Source organism: Klebsiella sp. F11 (assembly GCF_056712265.1).
This window is the reverse complement of record NZ_CM160060.1, coordinates 995,852-1,021,665: the sequence shown is the minus strand read 5'-3', so window position 1 is coordinate 1,021,665 and position 25,814 is coordinate 995,852. Positions and strand designations below refer to the sequence as shown.

Sequence of the window (25,814 nt, the reverse complement as noted above, 5' to 3'; positions counted from 1 at the left end):
TGACCGGTTTACACTTAGGCAGTGCATACTACAGGGGGAGTCTCTATGTCCAACGTACGGCAATCCGGAACCGGCACCTTAGGCGACCGTCAGGTTTATCGCCTGGGATACGGGGCAATGCAGCTAGCGGGCTCCGGCGTATTCGGCCCGCCCGCCGATCCTGAAAACGCGATTCGCGTACTGCAGGCGGCGGTGGCCGCGGGGGTCAACCATATCGATACCTCCGATTTTTACGGCCCGCACGTCACCAACCAGCTGATCCGCAGGGCGCTGCATCCCTACCCTGACGATCTCTGCATCGTGACCAAAGTCAGCGCCCGCCGCGATGAAAAGGGGAACTGGCTGCCGGCCATGTCGCCGGCGGAATTAACCCAGGCGGTTGAGGATAATCTGCGAAACCTCAATCTCGACGTGCTGGAGGTCGTAAACCTGCGCAGCATGCTGGGCACCCACGGTCCGGCCGAAGGATCGCTGGAAGGCCCGCTGACGACGCTGCTCGAGCTCAGGGAGCGAGGGTTAATCCGCCACATTGGGCTCAGCAACGTCACCGCCAGGCAGGTCGCCGACGCGCAAAAGCTGACGCCCGTCGCCTGCGTGCAGAACCAATATAACGTCGCGAATCGCCAGGATGACGAGCTTATTGACGCGCTGGCAGCACAGAATATTGCCTACGTTCCCTTCTTCCCGCTCGGGGGCTTTACGCCGCTTCAGGCACAGGAGCTGAACGATATCGCCGCCGAACTTGCGGCGACGCCGATGCAGGTCGCCCTCGCCTGGCTGCTGCAGCGTGCCCCCAATATTCTGCTTATCCCCGGCACCTCATCGCGCCAGCATCTTGAAGAAAACCTTGCCGCAGCCGCCTTAACCCTGCCCGCCGGCGCTCTCAGTACCTTAGATAACCTCAAACTTTGAGCAACCGTCCCCTGCCGCCAACGCTTCTAAGCGCATGGCGACAGGGGTCTTCTGGCGCTAATATTTGCCTGGAATTAACTCAACGCTGCTGGCACTATAGATCCTACAAATGGGTATTTGCCCCCAGCCGTTTTTTTGCGACTATCCCTATCCATAGCGCCACTTTATACTCTTCGACCGGCCTCCTTATTGGAGGCCGCAGTCGTTTGTATCTATGCTCATTAATGAACTATTGATTACAGGAAAAACAACTGCCCATTCGACGTTTATACGAATCAATTTAGTGAAAAAGATAGCTAATAACATCAAATGCTCATTAAAACATCTGGTTAACACAATCAGAATGTTGCTATTGCTATAAAAAATCCATACACAATATAATAATTAACAAGGACTTCACATGACAGAGGGAACAATAAAGGCCAGTAAGTATGAGATCATTGCTATTTTCAGGGAGGAACTCAGAAAACAGTCTGAGATAGAGATTTTCTTTAATAACAAAAGCTTCATTACTCAACTGGCGCGTGTAGATTTTTCAGAATTCCACATCGTCACCCACAGCAAAATCCCTCCGGGGCATAAATTCAAATTTGTTCTGCATAGCGATTCAGGAAAGATAGAGTTCTGCTCAACGCTGAAGAAACATTCGGGGAGTAGTTCAGCCAAAAGTAATAAAGTCTCATTTACCTTACCGGAATGTATCCAGGTGGTTCAAAGACGGCGCGATCCGCGATTTCGCTTACAGCATCAGCATGATTTCTTTTGTCATGGCCGCCATAAGAATGGCGAGAACTACACTTTTGAAATTAAAGATATTTCAGACGGCGGCTGCGCGCTGATGGCCAAAGACCCCAATCTCAAGTTTCTCACCCACAATTCAGTTCTTAAAAATTCGATTCTTTCCCTCGCCGAATATGGGGAGATCACCGTCGACCTGGTGGTCAAAAATGTCGTGACGGTGACCCTCGATGAGGAGAATGAAGAGAGGGAAAGCTATCATCAGGTTTCCTGTCAGTTTAAGTTCCGCCATCACGACGACAAGAGAAAAATAGAGAAAATACTGCTTGATTTGATTCTTGAAGCAAAGAGAAAAAAGAGAATCTGAGCCCTTGGACAGCATATTGCTATACACCGATGACAACCTTATCGGTCAATCAATACATCGTTATATGATTGATAACAATAAAAACGTTATCACCTTAAGCTATCACAATATCATTCAAGGGGAGGCCCTCCCTCAGGCTAAAATTATTATTTTCAACGTCATTCATAAGGATATTTCTGCTGCCGACACGGTGCGCTTACTAAACAAAATGCGCTTCTGCCTGGCGCGCTGCGTCCGGCTGGTGCTGATCGTCAGGAGCGATATCGCCGGGCTGTGTCGGGAGCTGATTTTTTTAGAAAACTTGCTTGTTTTAACTGAAAAATCATCGCTTAACGATTTTTCAGAGAGCACAAAGGTGCCGACCTCCGCCGTCGATTACCGGTTTATGCTAACCCATAAAAAGCTCTCGTTCAGAGAGCTTCAGGTGCTGGAGCTGCTCATGGCCAGCTATAACAACAAGCGTATCGCGGCGGTTCTCAACATTGATCATAAAACGGTGCACAGCCATCGCATTCATATCATGAAAAAGCTCGACATGGGCAGCTCCCGGGTTATGAATAAAAAAATAGTCACCATGTATCAGTGTTAGACGTTTTCGCCGCGCCCTGAAAACCAAAGCAAGTGACCAATCAAAATATTGTCATCAATTGGTCACTTGCTTTTAATAAAAATTCACATCGGCATCAAGGTCCCTTATAATATTTTCACTCTGCAGCCTCCGCTTGCTAAATTTCCGACACGAGAAAATGAACGCTAACATATTTTCAGACCATAACTTATCACGTGGCGATATCTCTGTTCGTTATGTTTTTCAGAAAATGTTCTCGCCGCAGGACAAACTGGTTGCCGTTGAATGCCTGAGCCGCTTCGATTATATTCCCGTAGCACCCGAGTTTTTCTTCCGCCACGCCAATAAAACGCTCCGCGAAAGTATTTTCATGGAGCAGCTGGCGCTGATTGAGAAGCATAAGGCGTGGTTTATTAAGAATAATATTTCTGCCACCATCAACGTGGACGACCATATCCTCAGCATTTTACGCCAGCCGCAGATCGAAGAGTATATTCAGCGCCTGGGCTGCGTCCATTTTGAAGTGACGGAAAATTCTAATAACCTGCTTAATAATGCACTTAGCGCCTGGCAAAGCACGCAAACCACCACCCTCTGGCTGGATGATTTCGGCGCTGGCAATGCGGGCATTAACGCCATTCGTGGCTATCATTTCGATTATGTAAAAATCGACAAAGACTTTTTCTGGCATTTAATGCAAAAAGAGTCCGGACGACCGCTAATGGATGCGCTGGTGACTTTCCTTGCCCACAACAACCATAACGTTATTATTGAAGGGGTAGAAAGCGAGGCGCATAAAAAATGGCTACAGGGAATGTCGTGGTTCGCTATTCAGGGACACTACTGGAAAGAAGTTAGCATTGAAGAGCTGGTTGAAGAAGATAAAGTCATTTAAAAAATGCCGGGCTCTCCGGCATTTTTTCCGCGCGAATAATGCCAAACGGCTGCCGGAAAGCGCGCTTTTGCGCCCACGCGCCCGGGGGCTTAATTATAAACCAGCTCCCAGGTCGCCCAGCTGGTCATCGGACCGGAGGTGGCTTTTTCCGGCGCCGGGGAAACGTAGCCGATATAATAGGTAAATACGCCGCCATCTAGCGCTTTTTCTTTAATCGGCACCCGGTTTTGCAGCGGATCGGCCGGCACAATTTTATTGCTCTTATCCAGCGTATTATTGTCATTAGTCGACAGCGCCAGATAAATGTTACGCGCGCCGTCCGGCAGAGTGTTCGCCAGATAGCCCGCATTTTCATTGTTGACGTTATTGACCATAAACCCGTCGATCCAGCGAACGTTCACCGCACGGACTTCGCTTTGGTCCGCCGCGCCGCCGTCGTGACGCAGCTGGCAGTTCGACAGTTCAAGGGTAAAGGGCTGCGCTTTCATAAAGGCTCCGGCCCCGCGATCGTGCACCTCCGCCAGGCTTACCGGCGCCAGCCAAACGCTGCCGCTGCCGGCATTATGGCCGCCGTTAAGCGCCACGCTGCAGGAGATATCCGTTACCCGGCCGGCAAAATCCACCCGCCCGTTATCATAGTTGGTCATAAAACCCGCGGCGGAAGAGGCAACAAGCAGGCCGCTCATCGCCAGCAGGCCGGCAAATCGTTTGCCGCTATGCTTATATCCATTTTTCTTCATACCCGCCTCCCGAATTAATCGTACGTCAGGTTAAAGATCATATGAGACTCAACCTCGCCGGTGCTGGTGGCCGCCGCGTACTGATAAAAACGCGCCAGGAAAGGTATCGTGATGTAGCGCGTTTCCTGGTTGCTTAGGGTACCGACGTTGTAATTCTTATTGAACTCAACCGGCACGCCGCCTTTTAGCACCTGAATCCCAATCCCTTTAGCCATCGCGCTGCCGGCCTTTTCGTTCAGCAACGCTCCCCGGGTGACGGTCGTACCGGTGGCAAGCGTGCCGGAGAAAGAGGCCTCGATATTGGCATAGCCGGTCGCGCTCAGCCCGCCGCTGCACTGCAGCTCAATATTAAAATCTTTGCCGCCGGCGTAGGTGCCGACGCCGTTCAGATCGCTGCGCTTAATGGTCCCGACGTCAACGTTCATATTCTTACCGCTGAGCACCGTACAGGACGGCGAGACCACGGTAATCGCATTGGCGCTGAGGTAGGTTTCCAGAATCGGGTTGCTGCCCCGCTCCCAGTCGTAGGAAGTATATTTCCCCGCCGCCAGAGTACCGCTGCCTGTAGTCGCGGCGGTTTTAATAATCTCCAGCGTAAAGCGGGAGCCTTCCAGCGAGTAGTTGGTGGTGCGGTTGATGGTGGATGAGTAGACGTCGGGATAGACGATATTAACCGTCGAGCCGCCGCGGCTAAAGCGCATGCCGATGCCCGGCACGTTGGTGGAGTAGACCTTATTCCCCAGATCGGTGGCGCCGGTGGAGACAATCTTCGCCGCAAAGCGGTTGGTGCCGGCGGTACAGCTGTAGCTGGCCCCGCCCGACGCGCTCATCGTCCAGTCCCGGGAGACAATCACCGAGCCCACCGGCAGATCGGGCGGGACGACAACCCTGCCGACGACCATATCCAGACTCACCGTCGGCTGCGACAGGCGCGTACAGGCGGCCCAGGCGGAGGTGGTCCCCAGCGCCATTAAGCCAATAAAAAGCGTCAGTTGTTTACTCAGCGACATACCGTTTCCTTTGATTTTGCCTTGCCCAGTTCCACCGTGCACTGCCCGCCGCTCCACTTAACGGTCGCGTGCTGAACGCTGGCGTCACTGATAAACATCATGCTGCCCTGGCCGACCACGCCGATCTCTTTGCCGCTCGGATCGAAAATGCTGGCAGCGAACGGCAGCGGCTGGCCATTCGCCTGGCGCGCCTGAATCGTGATGTTGTTCTGTACCGTGGTGCCAAACGACACCTTCACGACGCTGCCTTCCCACGGCACCACCTGCGCCACGGTGCGATCGAAGGCGATATCGTCATGGCTGCCCTTCGGATCGATCTCGATGGAGTTAATCCGGTACGGGCGCAGATACGGCAGGATGGCGTAGCCGTTGCCGTCGACGCGGGTACCCGGCGAACCCGGCAGCATAGCGCCGGCGGCATCTTTCGCTTCGATAAGCGCCATCGTGCTGCCGCTTTCCGGCGAGAACACCACGCCGTGACGATGGGCGATCAGCGTCCCGCTGGCGCCCAGGCCGCTCTGACGATAGCCCTCGCCCTGGCTATAGCTGCCGTTCAGGGTGGTCCACGGCGTGCGGTAGCTGCCGTTCAGCGCAACGTCATGCTGACCGCCGGTGGCGGTGGTCGTCGAGACGCCGTAGTTGAGGTTGTTCTCGCTATCCAGCGAACCGTTAATCCCGATCTGCGAACTGCTAAAGCGGGAGTTATTAAACGAGGTATTCGACGTCAGGTTGGCGGTTCGGTTCTCGCCAAACCACAGCGGATAGCTGAAGTTGAGCGAGATGCGATCGTCGCGATTGTGGCCGGAGCTGTCCGGCGTATACACGCGCTGCGCGCTGGCGGACCACGAAAGGCGACCGAACATATTGTTGTAGCTCAGCTGATACTGCTTCTCGGTGCCCGAACGGTTCCAGTAATCAGAGATTCGCCCGCTGAGATAAAAACCGCCCCAGCCGTCCGGCAGGTTCTGGTTAACGGTGAAGGTCATACCGTTTTTCTGCCGCCACAGGGTGTAGCTGCTGTTGCGGTTCTTCTCCTGGTCGACGGCATACAGCGCGTCGTTCAGGTTGTAGTAGCCTTTGGTTGAGTAACGATAGGCCGCCAGCACGATGCTGGTCTGGGTATCGGTAAACATCCGGTTAAAGGTAGCGCGGTAGCTCTGGCCGCTCTCGTCGAGGGTGTCGCTTTTCAGCCGCGACTGGGTAATATCCAGCGACAGCGCGCCGATACCGGTATTCATCCCGGTCCCCAGCAGGAACGCCTGGTAATCGTCAAAGCCGGTAACGCCGGTATAGCCGGTAAAGACGTTATTCAGGCCATGTTGCCAGGTCGCCTGGTAGAGCATCGGCTTATTACGCAGCCCGCTGTCATCGACCTTACCGGCCGACAGCGCATAGCGGGTCATCCCCGGACGAAGCAGCTGGGCCACCGAGGCATAGGGAACGCTAAACACCTGCACCGAGCCATCGGCCTCTTTGACCGAAACTTCAAGGTCGTTACCGTAGCCGGAAGGGTAGACGTCCTGCAGGGTAAACGGACCCGGCGGTACCGAGGTCTGATAGATAATGTTGTTTCCCTGACGCACCGTCACCAGGGCGTTGCTCTGCGCCACGCCGCGGATTTCCGGCGCGTAGGAGCGCATGCCGTCAGGGAACATGTTGTCATCGGTCGCCAGGTTTACCCCGCGCAGGCCGATGGTGTCGAAGAACTCACCGTTGGTGAAAATCTGCCCGCCGCTGACGATCGAGTTGATCTGCGGAATCGGCCGCTGAAGATAGGTCTGGTTGCTGTTCCAGTGCGCTTTCCCCTGCTGCTGCTGCCAGTTCAGGTTACCGACGTGCTTGAGCAGCCAGCCGTCCCAGGAGAGACCCGCGTTAAGCCCCAGATAGGCGCTGCTGTTATCGGAACCGTTATTCCCCGAGGTGTGGCTGGTCCAGGTATTGGCCATCCAGCCGAGATTCAGCGCCGTAATGCCTTTATCCCAGAACTCCGGGCTGACATAGTTTTTCAGGCGCTGATCTTCGTAGATTTGCGGCACGGAAATTTCCAGCCGCAGGGAGGACTGAATCAGGTTGTCCTTGACGTTTTCTTCGTTACGCCACTCTTTCAGACGCCCGCAGTAGCCTTCCTGCTTCCCCAGCTGGGGGTTGAGCTTTTCCGCGGCAATGCCGTAACGTTCAAGCATCTCTTTGGTGTAGCAGATCCCCATGTTGCCGTCTTTGTCGCGGGTGACCTTCAGATCGTAGCGCCCTTTCCACTCGTTGTTGGTATAGACGTCAAGCGAATAGGTCCCCTCAGAGATGGCGCTGGAGGAGAAGCGTGACAGATCGACCTTTTCCCGGCTGCCAACAATGAAGCCGTCGTTAAACTGGTATACCGTTCCCGGGTTTTCCTGTCCGCTGGAAAAGGGTGGAAAGCAGAGCAGCGCCATGGCGATCGCCGAACTTAACCTTCCCGGGCTGATAGTCCTCTGCTTCATGGTAGTGTCCCTTATTTAACGGCTACTTTCACTGCCACATCTGCGCCATAGTCATTGATATTATTAATCGTCAGGGTCTCGCCTCTGCTCACGGCGGAAGAGAGGGCAACGGTCTGACTGGACTGTGGAGCAAGCATCACCGTTTTGCTGTTCAGGGCCTTGCCGCCGTCACGGGAAATACGGCTCACGGTGAGATAAAATGGCGTAGGGTTGCTGACCGACAGGCTGCTACCGCTGGCAGAAAGCGCTAATTTCTCCGGCGCAACGTCGCGGTTGCCCAATCCGGTCGGGCGGTAGATAAACTTAAAGCGCGAACGAATCGCCAGCTGCAGGATGTTCTGCCCTTCATTTTTTGGATTAGCTTCTACCGGCGGTATTTCCAGTAGATTAAGCCACCACAGCGTCTCTTTATCTTTGGCAAGCCCCGCGCTGCTGCCAAGCTTAATACGTAAGGTCTGCCCGCTCTTGGCATCCACGCGGGATATTGGCGGCGTAATAATAAATGGCGTAGTAATCGTATCCGGCGTGGCGTCGGCGTTGCCGTTATCCAGCCAGGCCTGCGCCAGCGCCGGGCGATCTGCGGTATTAGAAAGCTGTACCGTTATTTCTTTTTCATTTCCGGGATAAATAAAGCGGGTGCCGTTAACAATAATATTGTTGGCATTGGCCGCAAAACTAAAAATGAAACAGAAACAAAGGGCAATACGCTTCATGCTGACCTCAGACGGGAAAAAAAATAAGCGGCAGCGGCTGCCGCTTTATCAGGAATATAACCGCCTCAATCGAGGCGATTATTTTCAGACGATAATTACTGGTAGGTAATTTCGTAAGTAGCGTAGCTGTTAACCACGCCGGTAGTTACGGTAGTCGGGGTGCTGGTTGCATAGCCAACGTAGTAGGTGAAGCGCGCGCCATCCTGAACGGCAGAAGCATCGCCAGTTGCTTTAGGCTGAGTGCTGTCGCCCGGGATGATTTTGTTATTCAGAGTAGTCGCGTCGTCTGTAGACAGAACCAGCTGGATGTTTTGCGCACCGGAAGCTTCGGTGTTAGCCAGGTAGCCAACCTGTTTGCCAGCCGCGCCGGCCAGCAGGTTACCGCCGGTCCAGTTGACGCCCAGTTTAGCTACGTCGTCCTGTTTGGTGCCGTCAGCAGCCTGGCAATCAGAGACGTCAATGGTGAAAGATTTCGGTTTCAGGTAGGTGTCTGCACCCGCCGCTTTCACTTCAGTTAAGGTTACCGGAGACAGGTAAACGTTAGCATCGCTGCCCTGGCCGTTTACGGAAACAGTACAAGATACGTCGGTAACTTTACCGAAGAAATTAACCTGGCCACCGCCAACATTGGTATCAGCCGCATTTGCCGCTGCCATACCGAAAAATGCCGTGGCCATTGCTGCAGAGAGAAGAACCTTTTTCATTGCCATTTCCTTGTCAGAGTGAGTTTTGTATCAATAAACCAACAGTAAATCTGCAGGCGATAAGAAGCGTTATGCGATGCCCACCGCTGCAACTGTGAATAGAAACTTCGACTGACCGGAAGCCGCAATATTTAAGGCGTCAGGACGCGAATTCAAATAATGAATTCGATAATGCTGTCGGCGTCAAAGAATGCTATTTTTCGCTGGTAAATATACATTTGCTTATAACTTGTTACATCACGCCGACGATAGCCATAGCCTATTAATTAATGGATAATAATAATTACAAACGATGTCTTTGTTATTTACTTCAGGAGGGATAAGGCACAAAGGATATATCTGTGGAGAGTAAATATAATGACAAATATTGCTATTTGATGGCCATCGGGAACAATCTGAATAATAGCGATAGCGGGTTACGCGAGATCCAATACACCAGGTGCAACCGCCGCGCTGAGCTGACGGCCGCGGCTGTCGCACCTACAGCGACAGCCGGAAGTGGCGGGCCAGGGCGCGCTTTCCTTCCGCGCTAACGGAAACCTCGCGAAAGCCCGGCGTCAGAATAAACCAGCCCTTTTGCTGACCATGCTGCAGCAGCGCGGCGCCGACGCTCCCGCCGGCATGAAAGCGCCTTTCGCTCCAGTCCAGGCAGGCGCAGCACGCTTTACGTCGGCGATCGCCGGCCAGGACGATCCCAAGGCGGGAAAAGTGCGCTTCCCCCGCCGCCGTTAGCGCCGATCCGTCGGGCGTAATCCAGGCCTCGTGCAGTAAAAAGTGATAGATATCCACCGCCAGCTCGCCGGCGAGGTGATCGTAACAGGTCCTGGCCCGGCGTAAATTAACCGGCGTGCGGGTGCTCAGCGTCAGCGCGCCCTTTCCGGCCATCGTCATCATATTCTCCACTAAGCCGGCGACGTCCGCCCCCGCCAGCCGGTAGTAGCGGTGCCGCCCCTGCGCCAGGCACACCAGCAGCCGGCCGTTCACCAGGCGGCTCAGGTGCGCGCTGGCGGTGGAGGCGGAAATGTCCGCCGCCGTAGCCAGCTCCGTGGCCGTCCAGGCCCGGCCGTCCATCAGGGCACAGAGCATTTTCACCCGTGAGCTATCGGCCATGGCGGAAGCCATCGCCGCCATGGCGACGGCCAGCGACTCATCATCGGTAATGACTGCGGCAGGTTTAAGCATAATGCCTCACGCGTTAGTGGCCCAGCGGCGCGTCGCCTCCTGCGCCAGCGGGAAATTATCGGTAACCAGAATCAGGCGATTAGCATGGTCGCTGTACTGGGTCAGAATATTGACCCCCTGCCCGGCCAGCGCGCGGGCGATGACCCCCAGCTCTCCCGGCTGCTCCTGCTTCAGCCGGCGAATAAGCGGCTGCGTGACCGCTGCCACCGGGATCCCGGCCTGTTCCAGCGTCGCTCTGGCGCGCTCGCCGTCGGCCACCAGAAAATGGGCATGACACAGATCGTTGACGGTGAAGACACCCCCACCCTCCAGGCCCACCCCGCCGCTGCCGAGCGTTTGTCCCAGCAGCGCCAGCGCGCCAGGCCGGTTTGGCAATATCACATAAATATCATACATGGCCGCGCTCCTCGCCTTTTTCCGCGCCGTATTCGCGCATCAGCCGGGCAATGCGGATCCGATACGCGGCAAAGATATTCGCTTTGCCCTCCTGCTGGGCCTCCCGGTGGGCGAGGTTATTTTTCCACGCCAGCACCGCCTGCTCATCGCGCCACCAGGAAAGCGACAGAATTTTCCCCGGCGTCGTCAGGCTCTGAAAACGCTCAATGCTGATAAAACCATCGATCGTGCTGAGCAGCGGCTTAAGCTCCGCCGCGAGCTCCAGGTAGCGCGTCTGGCCTGCCGGCGCAACCTCGGCTTCAAAGAGTACGGCAATCATTGTGTCATCCTTATTTATTTAGCTGTGCCGCCACTCTATGCCGCCCGCCCCGGCAATACTTCGCCGGCGGACGAAGTATTGCCCACGCCGCGCGGTTCAAAAAACAACCAAATCATTCACCAAAACAATAACTAAAGCCCCGCGGAAGAAAAATCTCCACGCCGTCGGCGTTTATTTTTCCGGAGCAATAAATCACAGCAGGTCTCAACAACCTGCTGTTTTTATTGATTAAGATAAATTTAAATGTCACCTCACCGTCATCTTAATGGCACAAAAGTGTGATCTAAATCGCACTTTTTGCAACGCACGTGATAGTTAGCAAACTTATTATAAGCCCATCGAAAGCACAGCGCTTTCCACCTGTAAAGTTAAAAGGAAAAACACCATGAAAAACGTAAAATTACTTGCCGCCGCCGGTATGCTGTCCCTGGTTTCTTTTGCTAGCTTCGCTCAGCACCCGGTCAGCGTGACCGCAGATACCCTGGACAACGCGGAAGCTAAAATCGCGACTATCGCTAAAGATCAGGGCGCGTCTTACCACATTACCGAAGCCTACACCGGTAACCAGGTACATATGACCGCCGAGCTCTCCAAATAAGAGAATGGTTGCAGAGGGAGCTGCCGGACCGGCCGCCTGAAGGCGGCCCGTTTGGCTCCCGCCGCGCAGCAACCGTGCAGCAATGTCGGGCCCCTTTATGGGGCCTTTTTTGTTAGCGCGCGCTGAATCGACAGCACGCTAAGCAGCACCACGATCAGCCCCACCAGCGCCAGCCCCTGAATCTTCTGCCCGAGAATAATCCAGCCCAGCAGCACCGCGGTCACCGGGCTGAGCAGGCTTAGCGCCGATACCGCCACCGGCGAGAGGCGGCTAATCCCGCGGAACCACAGGCCGTACGCCAGCATCGCCCCCGCCACGCACAGCCACAGATAGCCCGCCGCCTGGATCAGGGTCACCTGCTGTAAAGGCGGATCGACCAGCAGCGCAATCGGTGCCAGCACCACACCGCCAATCAGCAGCTGCCAGCCCGTCAGCGCCACCACCGGGAGCGAGATCGCCCAGCGCCGGGAGAGCCAGGTGCCCAGCGCCATGCTGAGTGCCCCTAAAAACGCCGCGCCGATGCCCAGCGGATCCAGCACCGTCTGCGGAGAGAGCAGCAGCAGCGCCATGCCGATAACGCCGGTACAGGCCGCAGCGACCGCCATCCACGGCGACCGCTGCCTGTCCACGGACCAGGCCAGCAGCATCACCAGCAGCGGCTGAATGGCGCCGATCACCGCCGCCAGACCGCCGGGTAAGCGATAGGCGGCAATAAATAGCAGCGCCTGGAAGGCGCCAATATTGAGGCTCCCGGTGACCGCCAGCTTCCACCACTCATTGCGCAAAGGAAAGCGGCGGCACCAGATTAACAGGGCGATCCCCGCCGGAAGCACCCGTAGCAGCGCCGCGATAAACGGCCTGTCCGCTGGCAATAGCTGCGAGGTCACGATATAGGTTGTCCCCCAGATGGCCGGAGCCAGGGCGGTCAGCAGCAGATCAAAAATGGGAGAGCGCGAGAGAAAGGTCATGATTTTATCTTCACATCAAGGTAAATTAGTCAGTCAAGTATGTATCGATAAATATCTTGATATCAAGGTAACCAGGCACAAATGGACAAATCACCGCAAACAGACGCCGTAGACCGCATTCTTGAACAGTGGAAACGGGAGCGTCCCGATCTTGACTGTAGCCCGATGGGGCCGATTGGCCGCCTGAAGCGCTGCGCCATGCTGCTGGAGCCGCGCGTCGAAGAAGCCTTTATCCAGCACGATCTGGTGCGCTGGGAATTTGACATGCTGGCGACCCTGCGCCGGGCGGGTGAGCCGTTTACCCTCTCGCCGACCCAGCTTTTTTCGACGCTGATGATCACCTCCGGCACCATGACCCATCGCCTGAAAGCGCTGGAAAAACGGGGATTCATCTGCCGCCTGGCGAATCAGCAGGACGCGCGGAGCATGCTGGTAGCCCTGACGCCAGCGGGGCGGGAGCTTATCGATCGCGCGGTTGAAACGCACGTCGAAAACGAACGCCGGCTGCTCGCCGGACTCTCTGCGCAGCAGCGCCAGCGGCTCAACGATGCGCTGGCGGAACTGATGCGCCTGCTGGAAGAGGAGTAGCAGCCGCCGGCGAGGTCAGAGTGGCGCAGACGCAGCGGCTCAATAAAAAGATCTTCACCCAGCGGCGCTATCGCGACGAATTCAGGCTCTCCAGCGGAAAAGGACGATCCTGCACCACGGTTTTCATCACCAGGGTCGATCGCAGGTGCTGAACGCCGGGCATCGCGGAGAGCTTGTCATCATACAGCTTCTGAAAAGCCGGCAGATCGCGGGTCACTACGTGCATCAAATAGTCCGGATCGCCGAACAGGCGCTGCGCCAGCACGATCTGCGGGATCTCTTCGACCGCCTCTTCAAAGGCGCTCACCGCTCGCTTATCCCCCTCTTTTAAGGTGGCAAAGACGATCGCCGTGAAGTTAAAGCCCATCTTCACCGGATCGAGACTGGCGCGATAGCCGGTAATGGTCCCGTCCTGCTCCAGCGCCCGCAGCCGCCGATGGCACGGCGAGAGGCTGAGATTGACCCGCTCCGCCAGCTCGGTTATCGAGAGCCGGCCGTCGGCCTGCAGCTCGGCAAGAATTTTTCGATCTATGCTGTCCATTTGGAAGATTTTCGCTTTTAAAGGGTGTTTTAAGCATAACATTGAAAGCTCATTGCGCGTCATTCCCGATATTCTTGCGGTTAACTTTTCGCAAGAGTTTGAGCGCAATCGCCATGCAAAATGGATCCAACCCCGGTGGGGAGAGCCCGCTATGGAAATGAGTTTTATCGCAAGCTTCTGGCTGGTCTCTTTTCTGCTGATCGTCACGCCGGGGGCCGACTGGGCCTACGCTATCAGCGCCGGTATTCACGGGCGACGGGTAGTTCCTGCGGTGGCGGGACTGATGTCGGGGCATCTGTTGGCAACCCTCGTGGTGGTCGCCGGCGTTGGGGTGCTGATCGCCGGATATCCGCTGGCGCTGTCGGCCATCACGCTACTGGGCGCAGCCTATCTGCTGTGGCTCGGTATCGGAATTTTACGCCATCCGTCGGCGCCGTCGGCCGCCGAACGGCGGACGGACAGCTGGCAGGGCTGGGCAATAAAAGGGCTTTGCATTAGCGGCCTGAATCCAAAAGTCTTTCTTTTGTTCCTCGCCCTGCTGCCGCAGTTTACCGATCCTCACGGCAGCTGGTCGCTGGCGATGCAGATGTTGGCGCTGGGCAGCCTGCACCTGATAACCTGCACGGTAATCTATTTACTGGTCGGCTACGGCTCCAAAACGGTATTAGGCGCCCGCCCCCGGGCGGCGCAAAGAGTCAGCATGCTTTCAGGCATCATTATGGTGATTATTGCCCTGCTATTATTCTACGAGCAGCTCGGATAATGCCGACGCCGGGGGGCAAACGGGGATCAATATTGCGCTGAGCGTTTACTCGCTGATTCCGCTGCGTAAATTTATGGCGCAGCGGACAGCGCTATTTCCATCAGCCTCCCGGGACGGTTCCCGCACCATAAAATATCCTGCCAGGCGGATCTAAAATTGCGTTTCAGCTGCGAATAATCATCATCTCAGGCTACGCAATAAAATTAGCACGCTTATTTATCCGTAAAAAAACGACACCAAAAAATTCCAGATAGCTCCAAAAGACTCCAAACAATTCGCAGGCAAAGCATGCAGTTGGCTCAGCGATGGCGGAGGAGTTTCTTCCCGATCGCCGGAGTAAATAATTCACCGCCGGCGCCGCACATATCGCTTTACTTATTATTACTATTCTCCGCATAAATTTTGCAGTATGGTTTAGGCGCTGTTGTAGTGATGCAGTGAATGCTATCCGTCGTGCATATCGTTGTTCGCAGGCTGCGGGACATTTACGCATTATTCATCTGCGGTCCGCGGCCTGAATCCTCCGTCAGGGAATGATGACAAGCCCGCCGGGAGTTTAATTATGACACTACGATGCGTCAGGCGTGCGCCAGACCACAGCCTGTGCCTCTATATTTATGGCGCGCATAACCAGGAGAAAAGCAGGATGAAGCGGACGTTAAAGCCACCAGCAAAACCTCATGTTTTCAATAAAATAAACTACCATAATGACTCTTTTATGAAGCTACCGCTCCTCAAGCGTGGAGATACTTTCTGCTTCATTCATTATCTCAAACGTAATGAGCTAACCCGGCTGTAATATATGCCGGAATACCTTTCCGGTCCTCTAAAAGCACGGCGGGAAGGTGCAGTTAGCAATTTAAAATTACAGTCGGATGTAAAAACTGGTCTGCAGACGTTGGCCAGAACGTAATGTATGCCTGAAATAAAAAGGGATGATAATGAAAAACAATGCTGATATCAAAAAAAGGAACTTCCTGACTCGAGCCGAAATAGAGTCGCTGTTAAAAGCAGCTAATACCGGAGCGCACGCCGCGCGTAATTACTGCCTGACGTTATTGTGTTTTATTCACGGCCTGCGCGCCAGCGAAATATGCCGCCTGCAAATATCCGATATCGATCTCCGCTCTAAATGTATTTATATTCATCGGCTGAAAAAAGGATTCTCTACCACCCATCCGTTGCTGAATAAAGAGATTCAGGCATTAAAAAACTGGCTGGATATCCGCAGCGACTATCCCGATAGCGACAGCGAGTGGCTATTTTTGTCACGCAAAGGCAACCCCCTCTCGCGCCAGCAGTTTTACCAAATTATTTCTTCATCCGGAGACCACGCCGGGCTGTCGCTGGAAATACATCCGCACATGCTCCGCCACTCCTGCGGATTTGCGTTAGCCAATATGGGGATCGATACGCGACTGATCCAGGACTATCTCGGGCATCGCAATATCCGCCATACCGTCTGGTACACCGCCAGTAACGCCGGGCGCTTTTACGGCATCTGGGACAGCGCCGAAGAGAAGCAACGCCTTAGCCTTATCCAGTAATCGCAGCCAACGCCAGGGAGGGCGTTGCCACGAACCGCGGCCGGGGAAACATTAATAAAGATTAACCATGCGTTAATTGCGATTAATGTTCCCGCAAGTTCTTATTTCATCAATATAGAATCAAATAGCGATATCCCTGTATATATTCCGGATATCCGTTCGCTATTTATCATCAGGTGTAACGATTGCCATGCGCATCAACCCGAATGGCGCGACGGCTGAGGGTTATTCGCTACGATCATCCAGAAGGGCCTGAAAAATCAGATGGTTCCGGCAGCTGCGATCGGCTAATGCGGCAAACTAAAATAGCCTGACGGGACGAGTTTTAAACTCTTGCGCGCTATTTCTCATCTATAATATCGCCAGCGCTAACTTTTTCCCTTTTGATTTTATGAACCTGGCAACGATTACCGGCCACGCTATTGTGGTATGCCATAAAATCCATAAAAATAAGAATTATCGCGTGGCAATATTTTAGCCATGTGTAAATGTAATGCGATCGCCTATTTGAACTTAAATACCTTCATATAATACGGTTTTAACATCGCGGATTATTTTTCAATCAGCCTGACGTTTTTTCAGGCTGAGGCCTTGGTATAAATTAAATACAGGAGCAATGTATTGTGAATCGACGTCGTTTTCTTACCGGCAAAGAAGTTCAGGCTATGATGCTGGCCGTCCGCCACGGGCCCACCGGCGAACGCGATTATTGTCTTATTCTGCTCGCGTTTCGCCACGGCATGCGCATTAGTGAACTACTCAACCTGCACTACCGCGATCTTGACCTCAGCGAGGGGCGCATCAACGTCCGCCGGCTGAAGAACGGATTTTCCACCATCCACCCGCTGCGCTTTGACGAGCTGGAGGCGATTGAGCGCTGGACTCAGGTTCGCGCCGGCTGGAAGGCCGCACAAACCACCGACGCTATTTTTATCTCCCGCCGCGGCAGCCAGCTCTCGCGCCAGCAGGCGTATCGCATTATCCGCAGCGCCGGCGAAGAGGCCGGAACCGCCACCCACACCCATCCGCACATGCTGCGTCACGCCTGCGGCTACGAGCTTGCCGAAAGAGGGACAGATACGCGTTTGATTCAGGATTATCTGGGACATCGCAATATTCGCCATACGGTGCGCTATACCGCCAGCAACGCCGCGCGTTTTGCCGGATTATGGGAAAGAAATAATTTGCTGGATAAAAGTATCCCTGAACAGAAGAAATAAATTATTACTTTGATAAATAAGATAAATTTCTTGAATGAACAGGTCAATTGGGGCCAAACTGTTTATATCATAAAAATGTTTTGTAATATTTTGCAACCGGCAAGTGCATATATTTCCAAAAATAATAAATATCTAGCTGATTAACAACATTTTTTACCTCGACATTTCTTTACTTTCATTTCTCTGACATTCGTAACCTCGTCTTCTCCTCTCCGCCGAATCGCCCGCGCCGCCTACGCTATTAAAAATAAAAATTTAGCACAAAACACCAAATAAAAGCGCAAAAACACCCATAACAAAAACATAAAACCCAAAAATACCCACCACATAAGCACTTTAATCCAATGAGTCAAAATGGCCCCAATTGACTCATCGTTGGGGCAAAAACTGAGCAGAGCCGGCAGTCGGACCATTCGGCTGACATATGGAATGCCTGGAAGGCACAAAGACTGCCAATTTCGGTTCGTAATATCGATATTGTTTAAAGGAAAACAACATGAAAATCAAAACACTGGCAATCGTTGTTCTGTCAGCCCTGTCCCTGAGCTCCGCGGCGGCTTTGGCCGATACCACCACGGTAAACGGCGGGACGGTGCATTTTAAAGGGGAAGTGGTCAACGCGGCCTGTGCAGTCGACGCCGGCTCAATCGATCAAACCGTGCAGCTGGGCCAGGTGCGTTCAGCCAAGCTCGCTACCGCGGGCAGCACCAGCTCCGCCGTCGGCTTCAACATCCAGCTGGACGACTGCGATACTACCGTTGCAACTAAAGCCTCCGTTGCCTTCTCCGGCACGGCGGTCGATAGCACCAACACCACCGTACTGGCGCTGCAAAACTCCGCAGCCGGCGGCGCAACTAACGTCGGCCTCCAGATCCTCGACAACACCGGCACCGCGCTGGCGCTGGACGGAGCGACCTTCAGTTCGGCAACCACGCTGAACGATGGCACCAACATCATTCCATTCCAGGCTCGCTACTACGCAACCGGCGCGGCCACTGCCGGTACCGCTAACGCCGACGCAACCTTCAAAGTTCAGTACGAGTAATTCACTCATCACGCACGGATGCTCGTCGGGCCAGGATGGCCCGTTATCCATACAGGACTGGGGTAATTACGATGCAAGGAATGAAATCAGGTCTGCTGATCGTTTTGCTGCCGCCGCTGGCGCTGGCCGGTAACCAGTGGAACGTCACCCTGCCCGGCGGCAGCATGCGTTTCCAGGGCGTGATCATCGCCGAATCCTGCCGCGTGGAAGCGGGAGACCGGCAGCTGACGGTCAATATGGGGCAAATCAGCAGCAATAGGTTTCATTCAGCGGGCGAAGATACCGACCCCGTTCCTTTCGCTATCCATCTGCAGGACTGCAGTACCGCGGTCAGCCAGCGGGTGGGCGTGACCTTTCACGGCGTGGCTGATGGCAAAAATCCGGACGTGCTCTCGGTGGGCGAAGGCCCGGGGATCGCCACCGGCGTCGGCGTGGCGCTGTTTGACGGCGAGGACCATCCGATCCCGCTCAATAGCCCAGCGGCGGCCTGGTCACGGCTGTATAGCGGACCGACCACGCTACATTTTGTCGCCAAATATCGGGCGACCGGACGTCAGGTGACCGGCGGAGCCGCGAACGCTCAGGCCTGGTTTTCGCTGACCTATCAGTAACCAGCCAGCAGGCATACCGGATACGGGAAACAACGGTGAGTATAAAAGGGGAAAACGTGAGAAAGAGACTGCGGATGACGCAAAGCCTGGTAGCGGGATTTTTGATGATCGCCGCCGGCGGGTTTAGCACCGCTGCCGACGCGGGCGTAGCGCTGGGTGCCACCCGGGTTATCTACCCTGCCGGACAAAAGCAGGTTCAGCTGGCGGTCACCAATAACGACGACAGCAGCACCTATCTGATTCAGTCGTGGGTAGAAAATGCCGACGGTCAGAAGGACGGCCGGTTTGTGATCACCCCACCGCTGTTCGCCATGCAGGGGAAAAAAGAGAACACCCTGCGGATCATCGACGCCACCAACAATCAGCTGCCGCAGGATCGCGAAAGCCTGTTCTGGATGAACGTTAAGGCCATCCCGTCGATGGATAAATCGAAGCTCAGCGACAATACCCTGCAGCTGGCGATTATCAGCCGCATCAAGCTCTACTATCGCCCGGCTAAGCTGGCGCTCTCGCCGGATCAGGCGACGGAGAAACTGCGCTTTCGCCGCAGCGCAAACACCCTCACGCTGATTAATCCTACCCCCTACTACCTGACGGTAACCGAGCTCAACGCCGGAACCCGGGTGCTGGAAAACGCGCTGGTTCCGCCGATGGGCGAAGCCTCGGTGAAGCTGCCGCCGGACGCCGGCCGGGAGATCTCCTGGCGGACGATTAACGACTACGGCGCGCTGACCCCGCGGATGAAGGGCGTCGCGCAATAGCTACGGGGAAACCAGCGTTATCCCCTGAAATATAATAAGAACTGACAGCCGGGCGACTTCGGACCGGAGGGATTATGTCACATCTGAAATATGGACCGAACCGTTTGGTTTCTCCGCGCGCCCGGCGTCATGCCCCGCGTTTTGCGGGGGCGCTGCTGCTTGCGCTGGCCGCGCAGCCCTTTGCCGCGCGGGCGGAGCTCTATTTTAACCCGCGTTTTTTGGCCGACGATCCGGCGGCGGTAGCGGACCTCTCGAACTTCGAGAAGGGGCAGGAGGTGCCGCCCGGCACCTATCGGGTCGACATTTATCTGAACAACGGCTTTATGACCACCCGCGACGTGACCTTTAAGGCCGGGGAAGAGGATCATCGCCTCGCGCCCTGCCTGACCCGCGGAGATCTGGCGAGCATGGGCGTCAACACGCACGCCGTGGCGGGAATGGAGGCGCTGGCCGCCGACGCCTGCGTCCCGCTCGCCGCCATGATCAAAGAGTCCACCAGCCGCTTCGATGTCGGCCAGCAGCGCCTGTACCTGACCGTTCCCCAGGCCTTTATGGGCAACCGCGCGCGCGGCTATATTCCCCCGGAACTGTGGGATGACGGAATTACCGCCGGGCTGCTGAACTACAACTTCACCGGCAACAACGTGCGCAACGATATTGGCGGCAGCAGCAGCTATGCCTGGCTCAATCTGCAAAGCGGCCTCAACCTCGGCGCCTGGCGCCTGCGGGATAACACCACCTGGAGCTACAGCAGCGGCGGCAGTTCATCGAACAACGAAAATAAGTGGCAGCACGTCAACAGCTGGCTGGAGCGGGATATTGTTCCCCTACGCTCGCGCCTGACGCTCGGCGACAGCTATACCAACGGCGACGTGTTCGACGGCATCAACTTCCGCGGCGCCCAGCTGGCCTCTGACGATAATATGCTGCCGGACAGCCAGAAAGGCTTCGCCCCGGTCATTCACGGGATTGCCCGGGGAACGGCGCAGGTCTCGATCAGGCAAAACGGCTACGAAATTTACCAAAGCACGGTGCCGCCGGGGCCGTTCACCATCAACGACCTCTACGCTGCGGGTAACGGCGGCGATCTGCAGGTCACCATTAAAGAGACCGACGGCACCCGCCAGATCTTTACCGTGCCGTGGTCAACGGTGCCGGTGCTGCAGCGCGAGGGCCATTCGCGCTTCGCCGTGACGGCGGGGGAGTACCGCAGCGGCAACGACCAGCAGGAGAAGCCGAAATTCTTCCAGGGGACGCTGCTCCACGGCCTGGCGGCGGGCTGGACGCTGTACGGCGGCAGCCAGCTCGCCGACCGCTACCGCGCCTTTAACCTCGGCGTCGGCAAAAACATGGGCGAGTTCGGCGCCGTGTCGCTGGACGTGACCCAGGCAAACGCCACCCTGCCCGACGACAGCACTCATCAGGGGCAGTCGCTGCGTTTCCTCTATAACAAATCGCTTAACGAAATCGGCACCAATATTCAGCTGGTGGGCTACCGCTACTCCACGCGGGGCTACTACAGCTTTGCCGATACTACCTATAGCCGAATGAGCGGCTACGACGTCGAGACCCAGGACGGCGTTATCCAGGTGAAGCCCAAATTCACCGACTACTACAACCTCGCCTACAGCAAGCGCGGCAAGGTGCAGGTCAGCGTCACCCAGCAGCTGGGGCGCACCGCCACGCTCTACCTGAGCGGCAGTCATCAGAGCTACTGGTCAACCGGCAAGGCGGACCAGCAGCTGCAGGCCGGGCTTAACGCCGCGGTGGACGATATCAACTGGACGCTGAGCTACAGCCTGACCAAAAACGCCTGGCAGCAGGGGCGCGACCAGATGCTGGCGGTCAACGTCAACATTCCGTTCAGCCACTGGCTGCGCTCGGACAGCAAATCCGCGTGGCGCCACGCCAGCGCCAGCTACAGCATGTCGCACGACCTCGACGGCCGGATGACCAACCTCGCCGGGCTCTACGGCACGCTGCTGGAGGATAACAACCTGAGCTACAGCGTGCAGACCGGCTACGCCGGAGGCGGCGCCGGCAACAGCGGCGGCACGGGCTATACCGCGCTGAACTATCGCGGCGGCTACGGCAACGTCAACGTCGGCTACAGCCGCAGCGACGGCTTTAAGCAGCTCTACTACGGCGTCAGCGGCGGCGTGCTGGCCCATGCCAACGGCGTGACCTTAAGCCAGCCGCTGAACGACACGGTGGTGCTTATCAAAGCGCCCGGCGCGGAAAAGGTGAAGGTAGAGAATCAGACCGGCGTGCGCACCGACTGGCGCGGCTACGCGGTGCTGCCTTACGCCACCGAGTACCGGGAAAACCGGGTGGCGCTGGATACCAACACCCTCGCCGACAACGTCGATCTTGACGACGCCGTGGTCAGCGTGGTGCCCACCCATGGCGCGATCGTCCGCGCCGACTTCAGGGCCCACGTCGGGATGAAGCTGCTGATGGCCCTCACCCACAACGGCAGGCCGGTACCGTTCGGCGCCATGGTGACCTCGACGAGCAATCAGAGCGGCAGCATTGTCGCCGATAACGGCCAGGTCTACCTGAGCGGGATGCCGCTGGCCGGCCGGGTACAGGTGAAGTGGGGAGACGGGCCGGACGCCAGCTGCGTGGCTGATTATCGCCTGCCGCCGGAGAGTCAGCAGCAGGCGCTGAGCCAGCTCTCCGCCGTATGCCGCTAAGGAAAGGATCATGATGACTAAATCGCTCTATTTGCTGCTGGCCGTGCTGTCGCTTGCCGTGGCCAACGCCTTCGCCGCCGACAGCACCATCTCCATCAGCGGCTACGTACGGGATAACGCCTGCGCGGTGGCGGGAGAATCAAAGGATTTTACCGTCGATCTGCTGGATAACGCCGCCAGACAGTTTCACGCCGTCGGCGCCACCACGCCCGCGGTGCCGTTTCGCATCGTCCTGTCGCCCTGCGGCAGCTCGGTTACCGCGGTGAAGGTGGGCTTCACCGGAGTGGCGGACAGCGCCAACACCAGCCTGTTGAAGCTGGACAGCGGCGCGTCGGCCGCGGCGGGAATGGGGGTGCAGATCCTCGATACGCAGCAGGCGATGCTGCCGCTGAACGCCGCCTCCCCGGCGATAGCCTGGACCACCCTGACCCCGGGGCAGACCAATATCCTGAACTTTTACGCCCGCCTGATGGCGACCCAGGTCCCGGTCACCGCCGGGCACGTTAACGCCACAGCGACCTTTACGCTGGAATTTCAGTAACCGGAGGCTGAGATGAAATGGACTCCCCCACGATGGCTGGTCGCCGGCGCGCTGCTCATGGCCGCCTCCTCGCTACAGGCCGCCGACGTCACCATCACCGTGAACGGCAAGGTGGTGGCCAAACCGTGCACGGTGTCGACCACGCACGCCACCGTCGACCTCGGCGATCTCTACACCTTCAGCCTGGTCCAGGCGGGGGCCGCTTCGCCCTGGCACAGCGTGGCGCTCGATTTAAGCAACTGCCCGGTGGGCACCTCGCGGGTGGTCGCCACCTTCAGCGGCACCGCGGACGGCACCGGCTATTACAAAAACCAGGGCACCGCCGGCAATATCCAGCTCGAGCTGCAGGACAGCGGCGGCGCCACGCTGAACAACGGCGCCACTCAATCGGTGCAGGTCGATGACGCCACCCAGTCCGTCCGTTTCCCGCTGCAGGTCAGAGCGCTGACGGTGAACGGCGGCGCCACCCAGGGAACCATTCAGGCGGTGATTAACGTCACCTACACCTACGCCTGAATCAGGAGAGTACGTTTATGAAAAAATTAGTCACCCTGCTGGCGGCGCTGGCGATGATGGGCTGGTCGATTAACGCCTGGTCCTTCGCCTGTAAAACCGCCAGCGGACAAACCATCCCCATCGGCGGCGGCAGCGCCAACGTCTACGTCAATCTCTCCCCTGCGGTGAGCGTCGGGCAGAACCTGGTGGTCGATCTGTCGACGCAGATTTTCTGCCATAACGACTATCCGCAGACCATCACCGACTACGTGACCCTCCAGCGCGGCTCCGCCTACGGCGGCGTGCTGTCGAGCTTCTCCGGTACCGTAAAATACAACGGCAGCTCCTACCCGTTCCCGACCACGGCGGAAACCTCGCGGGTGATTTACGACTCGACCACCGATAAGCCGTGGCCAACCGTGCTCTACCTGACGCCAGTCAGCACCGCCGGTGGGATCGCCATCACCTCCGGCTCGTTGATTGCCGTGCTGATCCTCCACCAGACCAACAACTACAACAGCGACTCCTACCAGTTCGTCTGGAATATTTATGCCAATAACGACGTGGTGGTGCCGACCGGCGGCTGCGACGTCTCCGCCCGCGACGTGACGGTGACGCTGCCGGACTACCCCGGCTCGATGGCGGTTCCGCTGACGGTGCACTGCGCGCAGAACCAGACGCTGGGCTACTACCTGTCGGGCACCACCACCGGTACCGGCAACGCGATTTTTACCAATACCGCCTCCGCCTCGCCGGCGCAGGGGATCGGCGTGCAGCTGACCCGCGGCGGTACGGCGGTAGCCGCCAACAGCCCGGTATCGCTGGGTACGGTCGGCACGTCGCCGGTTAGCCTTGGGCTGACGGCCGAGTACGCGCGCACCAGCGGGCAGGTCACCGCCGGCAACGTGCAGTCAATTATTGGAGTGACGTTTGTCTACCAGTAAGGCGCCCGCCCCGGCGGTGGAGTGCGTGCTCTCGCCCTGTTCGATGGCCGCGGAGGGGCTCTCGTCGCTGATCGGCGCGGGCGGGCGGCGGCCGAGGTTTTTATCGCCTCAGGCCCATGAAACGCCCTCTCTTCCCGACCCGGCCAGCCTCGGCCGGGTCGTGGTATTTCTGCCCGACGATCCCTTCTGGCTGCTGTTTACCCTGCGCCACGCGGGGCTGCTGCTCGAGCGTAGCGCCAGCGCGCTGCCGATGCTGATCCTCAGCCGCAGCCCCGCCGGCTGGCTATGGCAAACGCTGCTACACCTGGTAGGCGACCGCCGCCGTCTTGCCGCCGTCAAAACCGCCGCCTCCGACCTGCCCTGCCGGCAGCTGGCCTCGCTGCTGGGCCAGACGGCCCCGGGCTACCCGTCGCTGGAGACGCTGGCCGCTGACGAGGCGGCAGCGCGCGGCATTCCCCCTACGGGCCTGAGCAAGCCCGAGTTCAACGCCGCGCTGGACTGGCTGCGCGGATACAGCATCACCCGCCAGGCCGAGCTGCGCGGGGTTAGCCATAAGACCCTCTATAACCAGAAACTGTCAGGACTGAAAAAGATGGTGGAACAGCATCCGCATCTCGCCACCCGCTTCCCCGGAAGCCAGGCAAAAGGGCACAAAGCGCAGGCTTTCGCCACGCTTTCGGCGTTTGAGCGCGAGTTCGTGCACGCGATCCACTGTCGGCAGGTGTTTCCGGTATTCCAGCCCATTACCGATGGCCGGCTGATGCTCAAGGGGATCGAGGTGCTGTCGCGCTGGCGGCGCAGCGGCAATGTGCTGCTGCCCGGCGAGTTTCTGCCGCTGGTGCGCGCGGAGTATGCGTGGCTGCTGCTCACCGCCTTTGCGCTGCGGGAAGCGGTTCAGGGCATCAATCAGCATCGCGGCGAGTTCTACTTCTCGATAAACGTCCCGCCGGCTATCGCCGGGCATGACAACCTCATGCGGATGATGGAGGCGGCCCGCCAGCAGCTGGGCGATCCACGCTGGGCGGAGCGGCTGGTACTGGAATTTGCCGAAACCGTCGATCTTAACCGCCAGGGCAAGATCGGCGGTAATATCGTGAAATTACAGCAGCAGGGCTTTCGCATTATGCTCGACGACTGCTTTTCACAAAGCAGCGTGTTGTTTCCGGTACGCGCGGTGCGCTTTAGCGAGTACAAGCTCGATATGAGCATCGTGAATGATTTCCAGCACGACCCCCACGCGCTGGCGCTGGTAAAAAGCCTGATCTACTACTGCCAGCTGACCGGCAGCCGCTGCGTTGCCGAGGGGGTGGATAGCCTGGAAAAGCTGAATATGCTGAAGGCGCTGGGGATCGACCGATTTCAGGGCTACCTGATCGCGCCCCCGGTCAATCACGACAATCTCGCAGATCTTATTCAACGCTTTTCTCCGGGACGCTGCGCCGCGCCTGCGGCCTGATAGAACGCGCTTCCTGCTG

The 25,814-nt window shown here is 56.9% G+C and carries 27 protein-coding genes; 17 read left to right on the top strand and 10 right to left on the bottom strand.

What is annotated here, in order from left to right:
* Positions 1–45 precede the first annotated feature (45 nt).
* The 4 genes from AC1M2H_RS05150 to mrkJ all read left to right on the top strand — a co-directional run bounded on the left by AC1M2H_RS05150 (position 46) and on the right by mrkJ (position 3,480).
* On the top strand, positions 46–912 hold the full coding sequence (locus tag AC1M2H_RS05150; protein ID WP_480150555.1) for an oxidoreductase: 867 nt from the start codon (positions 46–48) through the stop codon (positions 910–912).
* Between the two features lie 400 nt (positions 913–1,312).
* Positions 1,313–2,017, top strand: a complete 705-nt coding sequence (locus tag AC1M2H_RS05145; protein ID WP_480150554.1) for a flagellar brake protein — start codon at positions 1,313–1,315, stop codon at positions 2,015–2,017.
* 4 nt (positions 2,018–2,021) lie between these two features.
* Entirely contained in the window at positions 2,022–2,606 is a 585-nt protein-coding gene (locus AC1M2H_RS05140; protein ID WP_480151846.1) for a LuxR C-terminal-related transcriptional regulator, read from the top strand.
* A gap of 157 nt (positions 2,607–2,763) precedes the next feature.
* A complete protein-coding gene (mrkJ, locus tag AC1M2H_RS05135; RefSeq protein ID WP_480150553.1) occupies positions 2,764–3,480 on the top strand; it encodes a cyclic-di-GMP phosphodiesterase MrkJ in 717 nt (238 codons plus the stop codon).
* Between the two features lie 89 nt (positions 3,481–3,569).
* Here the strand turns inward: mrkJ and AC1M2H_RS05130 are convergent, their stop codons facing one another.
* The 8 genes from AC1M2H_RS05130 to AC1M2H_RS05095 all read right to left on the bottom strand — a co-directional run bounded on the left by AC1M2H_RS05130 (position 3,570) and on the right by AC1M2H_RS05095 (position 11,021).
* Positions 3,570–4,166, bottom strand: a complete 597-nt coding sequence (locus tag AC1M2H_RS05130) for a fimbrial protein (protein ID WP_426812562.1) — start codon at positions 4,164–4,166, stop codon at positions 3,570–3,572.
* Positions 4,167–4,234: 68 nt separating this feature from the next.
* Positions 4,235–5,230 (bottom strand): fimbrial protein, encoded by a 996-nt coding sequence (locus AC1M2H_RS05125; protein WP_480150552.1) that lies wholly within the window; start codon positions 5,228–5,230, stop codon positions 4,235–4,237.
* Positions 5,221–7,707 (bottom strand): fimbria/pilus outer membrane usher protein, encoded by a 2,487-nt coding sequence (locus AC1M2H_RS05120; RefSeq protein WP_426812051.1) that lies wholly within the window; start codon positions 7,705–7,707, stop codon positions 5,221–5,223. Before AC1M2H_RS05120 ends, AC1M2H_RS05125 begins: the two co-directional genes overlap by 10 nt.
* An 11-nt stretch (positions 7,708–7,718) precedes the next feature.
* Positions 7,719–8,420 (bottom strand): fimbrial biogenesis chaperone, encoded by a 702-nt coding sequence (locus tag AC1M2H_RS05115; RefSeq protein ID WP_480150551.1) that lies wholly within the window; start codon positions 8,418–8,420, stop codon positions 7,719–7,721.
* A gap of 95 nt (positions 8,421–8,515) precedes the next feature.
* Complete coding sequence (locus tag AC1M2H_RS05110) at positions 8,516–9,124, bottom strand: fimbrial protein (RefSeq protein WP_480150550.1); 609 nt, start codon at positions 9,122–9,124, stop codon at positions 8,516–8,518.
* Between the two features lie 480 nt (positions 9,125–9,604).
* A complete protein-coding gene (locus AC1M2H_RS05105; RefSeq protein WP_480150549.1) occupies positions 9,605–10,306 on the bottom strand; it encodes an ArsR/SmtB family transcription factor in 702 nt (233 codons plus the stop codon).
* 6 nt (positions 10,307–10,312) lie between these two features.
* A complete protein-coding gene (locus tag AC1M2H_RS05100) occupies positions 10,313–10,702 on the bottom strand; it encodes an amino acid-binding protein (RefSeq protein WP_480150548.1) in 390 nt (129 codons plus the stop codon).
* Positions 10,695–11,021 carry an antibiotic biosynthesis monooxygenase family protein gene (locus tag AC1M2H_RS05095; RefSeq protein WP_480150547.1) on the bottom strand — a complete coding sequence of 109 codons (327 nt, stop codon included), beginning with the start codon at positions 11,019–11,021 and terminating at the stop codon, positions 10,695–10,697. The genes AC1M2H_RS05100 and AC1M2H_RS05095 overlap by 8 nt, the downstream gene beginning before the upstream one ends.
* 385 nt (positions 11,022–11,406) lie before the next feature.
* On the opposite strand from AC1M2H_RS05095, the gene AC1M2H_RS05090 reads away from it, so the two are divergent.
* Entirely contained in the window at positions 11,407–11,619 is a 213-nt protein-coding gene (locus AC1M2H_RS05090) for a YdgH/BhsA/McbA-like domain containing protein (RefSeq protein WP_095099001.1), read from the top strand.
* A 95-nt stretch (positions 11,620–11,714) separates the two neighbouring features.
* Here the strand turns inward: AC1M2H_RS05090 and AC1M2H_RS05085 are convergent, their stop codons facing one another.
* Complete coding sequence (locus tag AC1M2H_RS05085; protein ID WP_480150546.1) at positions 11,715–12,587, bottom strand: EamA family transporter; 873 nt, start codon at positions 12,585–12,587, stop codon at positions 11,715–11,717.
* An 81-nt stretch (positions 12,588–12,668) separates the two neighbouring features.
* Between AC1M2H_RS05085 and AC1M2H_RS05080 the strand changes: the two genes are divergently transcribed.
* A complete protein-coding gene (locus AC1M2H_RS05080; protein ID WP_480150545.1) occupies positions 12,669–13,175 on the top strand; it encodes a MarR family winged helix-turn-helix transcriptional regulator in 507 nt (168 codons plus the stop codon).
* A 67-nt stretch (positions 13,176–13,242) separates the two neighbouring features.
* On the opposite strand, the gene AC1M2H_RS05075 is transcribed toward AC1M2H_RS05080, so the two are convergent.
* A complete protein-coding gene (locus AC1M2H_RS05075) occupies positions 13,243–13,716 on the bottom strand; it encodes an Lrp/AsnC family transcriptional regulator (RefSeq protein WP_426812041.1) in 474 nt (157 codons plus the stop codon).
* Positions 13,717–13,867: 151 nt separating this feature from the next.
* On the opposite strand from AC1M2H_RS05075, the gene AC1M2H_RS05070 reads away from it, so the two are divergent.
* The 11 genes from AC1M2H_RS05070 to AC1M2H_RS05020 all read left to right on the top strand — a co-directional run bounded on the left by AC1M2H_RS05070 (position 13,868) and on the right by AC1M2H_RS05020 (position 25,795).
* Positions 13,868–14,479, top strand: coding sequence for a LysE family translocator (locus AC1M2H_RS05070; protein WP_480150544.1), 612 nt, complete (start codon positions 13,868–13,870; stop codon positions 14,477–14,479).
* A 941-nt stretch (positions 14,480–15,420) separates the two neighbouring features.
* Entirely contained in the window at positions 15,421–16,026 is a 606-nt protein-coding gene (locus tag AC1M2H_RS05065; protein WP_480150543.1) for a tyrosine-type DNA invertase, read from the top strand.
* 623 nt (positions 16,027–16,649) lie between these two features.
* The gene (locus AC1M2H_RS05060; protein ID WP_480150542.1) at positions 16,650–17,246 is read left to right on the top strand and encodes a tyrosine-type DNA invertase; all 597 of its coding nucleotides are present in this window, start codon (positions 16,650–16,652) and stop codon (positions 17,244–17,246) included.
* Positions 17,247–17,742: 496 nt separating this feature from the next.
* Positions 17,743–18,291 (top strand): type 1 fimbrial major subunit FimA, encoded by a 549-nt coding sequence (gene fimA / locus AC1M2H_RS05055; RefSeq protein WP_480150541.1) that lies wholly within the window; start codon positions 17,743–17,745, stop codon positions 18,289–18,291.
* Positions 18,292–18,362: 71 nt separating this feature from the next.
* Complete coding sequence (gene fimI, locus AC1M2H_RS05050) at positions 18,363–18,902, top strand: type 1 fimbrial minor subunit FimI (RefSeq protein WP_480150540.1); 540 nt, start codon at positions 18,363–18,365, stop codon at positions 18,900–18,902.
* A 74-nt stretch (positions 18,903–18,976) separates the two neighbouring features.
* The gene (locus AC1M2H_RS05045) at positions 18,977–19,663 is read left to right on the top strand and encodes a fimbria/pilus periplasmic chaperone (protein ID WP_480151845.1); all 687 of its coding nucleotides are present in this window, start codon (positions 18,977–18,979) and stop codon (positions 19,661–19,663) included.
* A gap of 74 nt (positions 19,664–19,737) precedes the next feature.
* Positions 19,738–22,359, top strand: coding sequence for a fimbrial biogenesis usher protein (locus AC1M2H_RS05040; protein ID WP_480150539.1), 2,622 nt, complete (start codon positions 19,738–19,740; stop codon positions 22,357–22,359).
* Between the two features lie 13 nt (positions 22,360–22,372).
* Positions 22,373–22,900 carry a type 1 fimbrial adaptor subunit FimF gene (fimF, locus tag AC1M2H_RS05035; RefSeq protein WP_480151844.1) on the top strand — a complete coding sequence of 176 codons (528 nt, stop codon included), beginning with the start codon at positions 22,373–22,375 and terminating at the stop codon, positions 22,898–22,900.
* A 12-nt stretch (positions 22,901–22,912) separates the two neighbouring features.
* Positions 22,913–23,416, top strand: coding sequence for a type 1 fimbrial minor subunit FimG (fimG, locus tag AC1M2H_RS05030; protein WP_480150538.1), 504 nt, complete (start codon positions 22,913–22,915; stop codon positions 23,414–23,416).
* Between the two features lie 17 nt (positions 23,417–23,433).
* Positions 23,434–24,339 carry a fimbrial protein gene (locus AC1M2H_RS05025; protein WP_480150537.1) on the top strand — a complete coding sequence of 302 codons (906 nt, stop codon included), beginning with the start codon at positions 23,434–23,436 and terminating at the stop codon, positions 24,337–24,339.
* Positions 24,326–25,795 (top strand): EAL domain-containing protein, encoded by a 1,470-nt coding sequence (locus AC1M2H_RS05020; RefSeq protein WP_480150536.1) that lies wholly within the window; start codon positions 24,326–24,328, stop codon positions 25,793–25,795. The genes AC1M2H_RS05025 and AC1M2H_RS05020 overlap by 14 nt, the downstream gene beginning before the upstream one ends.
* Positions 25,796–25,814: the final 19 nt, after the last annotated feature.

What these genes read in the sequence shown, in the direction of transcription:
- AC1M2H_RS05125 (WP_480150552.1), bottom strand. Translation starts at nt 5,230, where the DNA reads ATGTCGCTGAGTAAACAACTGACGCTTTTTATTGGCTTAATGGCGCTG.
- AC1M2H_RS05080 (WP_480150545.1), top strand. Translation starts at nt 12,669, where the DNA reads ATGGACAAATCACCGCAAACAGACGCCGTAGACCGCATTCTTGAACAG.
- AC1M2H_RS05115 (WP_480150551.1), bottom strand. Translation starts at nt 8,420, where the DNA reads ATGAAGCGTATTGCCCTTTGTTTCTGTTTCATTTTTAGTTTTGCGGCC.
- AC1M2H_RS05045 (WP_480151845.1), top strand. Translation starts at nt 18,977, where the DNA reads ATGACGCAAAGCCTGGTAGCGGGATTTTTGATGATCGCCGCCGGCGGG.
- AC1M2H_RS05105 (WP_480150549.1), bottom strand. Translation starts at nt 10,306, where the DNA reads ATGCTTAAACCTGCCGCAGTCATTACCGATGATGAGTCGCTGGCCGTC.
- AC1M2H_RS05090 (WP_095099001.1), top strand. Translation starts at nt 11,407, where the DNA reads ATGAAAAACGTAAAATTACTTGCCGCCGCCGGTATGCTGTCCCTGGTT.
- AC1M2H_RS05075 (WP_426812041.1), bottom strand. Translation starts at nt 13,716, where the DNA reads ATGGACAGCATAGATCGAAAAATTCTTGCCGAGCTGCAGGCCGACGGC.
- fimF (WP_480151844.1), top strand. Translation starts at nt 22,373, where the DNA reads ATGACTAAATCGCTCTATTTGCTGCTGGCCGTGCTGTCGCTTGCCGTG.
- AC1M2H_RS05110 (WP_480150550.1), bottom strand. Translation starts at nt 9,124, where the DNA reads ATGAAAAAGGTTCTTCTCTCTGCAGCAATGGCCACGGCATTTTTCGGT.
- AC1M2H_RS05085 (WP_480150546.1), bottom strand. Translation starts at nt 12,587, where the DNA reads ATGACCTTTCTCTCGCGCTCTCCCATTTTTGATCTGCTGCTGACCGCC.
- fimA (WP_480150541.1), top strand. Translation starts at nt 17,743, where the DNA reads ATGAAAATCAAAACACTGGCAATCGTTGTTCTGTCAGCCCTGTCCCTG.
- fimI (WP_480150540.1), top strand. Translation starts at nt 18,363, where the DNA reads ATGCAAGGAATGAAATCAGGTCTGCTGATCGTTTTGCTGCCGCCGCTG.
- AC1M2H_RS05025 (WP_480150537.1), top strand. Translation starts at nt 23,434, where the DNA reads ATGAAAAAATTAGTCACCCTGCTGGCGGCGCTGGCGATGATGGGCTGG.
- AC1M2H_RS05070 (WP_480150544.1), top strand. Translation starts at nt 13,868, where the DNA reads ATGGAAATGAGTTTTATCGCAAGCTTCTGGCTGGTCTCTTTTCTGCTG.
- AC1M2H_RS05100 (WP_480150548.1), bottom strand. Translation starts at nt 10,702, where the DNA reads ATGTATGATATTTATGTGATATTGCCAAACCGGCCTGGCGCGCTGGCG.
- AC1M2H_RS05150 (WP_480150555.1), top strand. Translation starts at nt 46, where the DNA reads ATGTCCAACGTACGGCAATCCGGAACCGGCACCTTAGGCGACCGTCAG.
- mrkJ (WP_480150553.1), top strand. Translation starts at nt 2,764, where the DNA reads ATGAACGCTAACATATTTTCAGACCATAACTTATCACGTGGCGATATC.
- AC1M2H_RS05120 (WP_426812051.1), bottom strand. Translation starts at nt 7,707, where the DNA reads ATGAAGCAGAGGACTATCAGCCCGGGAAGGTTAAGTTCGGCGATCGCC.
- AC1M2H_RS05040 (WP_480150539.1), top strand. Translation starts at nt 19,738, where the DNA reads ATGTCACATCTGAAATATGGACCGAACCGTTTGGTTTCTCCGCGCGCC.
- fimG (WP_480150538.1), top strand. Translation starts at nt 22,913, where the DNA reads ATGAAATGGACTCCCCCACGATGGCTGGTCGCCGGCGCGCTGCTCATG.
- AC1M2H_RS05145 (WP_480150554.1), top strand. Translation starts at nt 1,313, where the DNA reads ATGACAGAGGGAACAATAAAGGCCAGTAAGTATGAGATCATTGCTATT.
- AC1M2H_RS05130 (WP_426812562.1), bottom strand. Translation starts at nt 4,166, where the DNA reads ATGAGCGGCCTGCTTGTTGCCTCTTCCGCCGCGGGTTTTATGACCAAC.
- AC1M2H_RS05065 (WP_480150543.1), top strand. Translation starts at nt 15,421, where the DNA reads ATGAAAAACAATGCTGATATCAAAAAAAGGAACTTCCTGACTCGAGCC.
- AC1M2H_RS05095 (WP_480150547.1), bottom strand. Translation starts at nt 11,021, where the DNA reads ATGATTGCCGTACTCTTTGAAGCCGAGGTTGCGCCGGCAGGCCAGACG.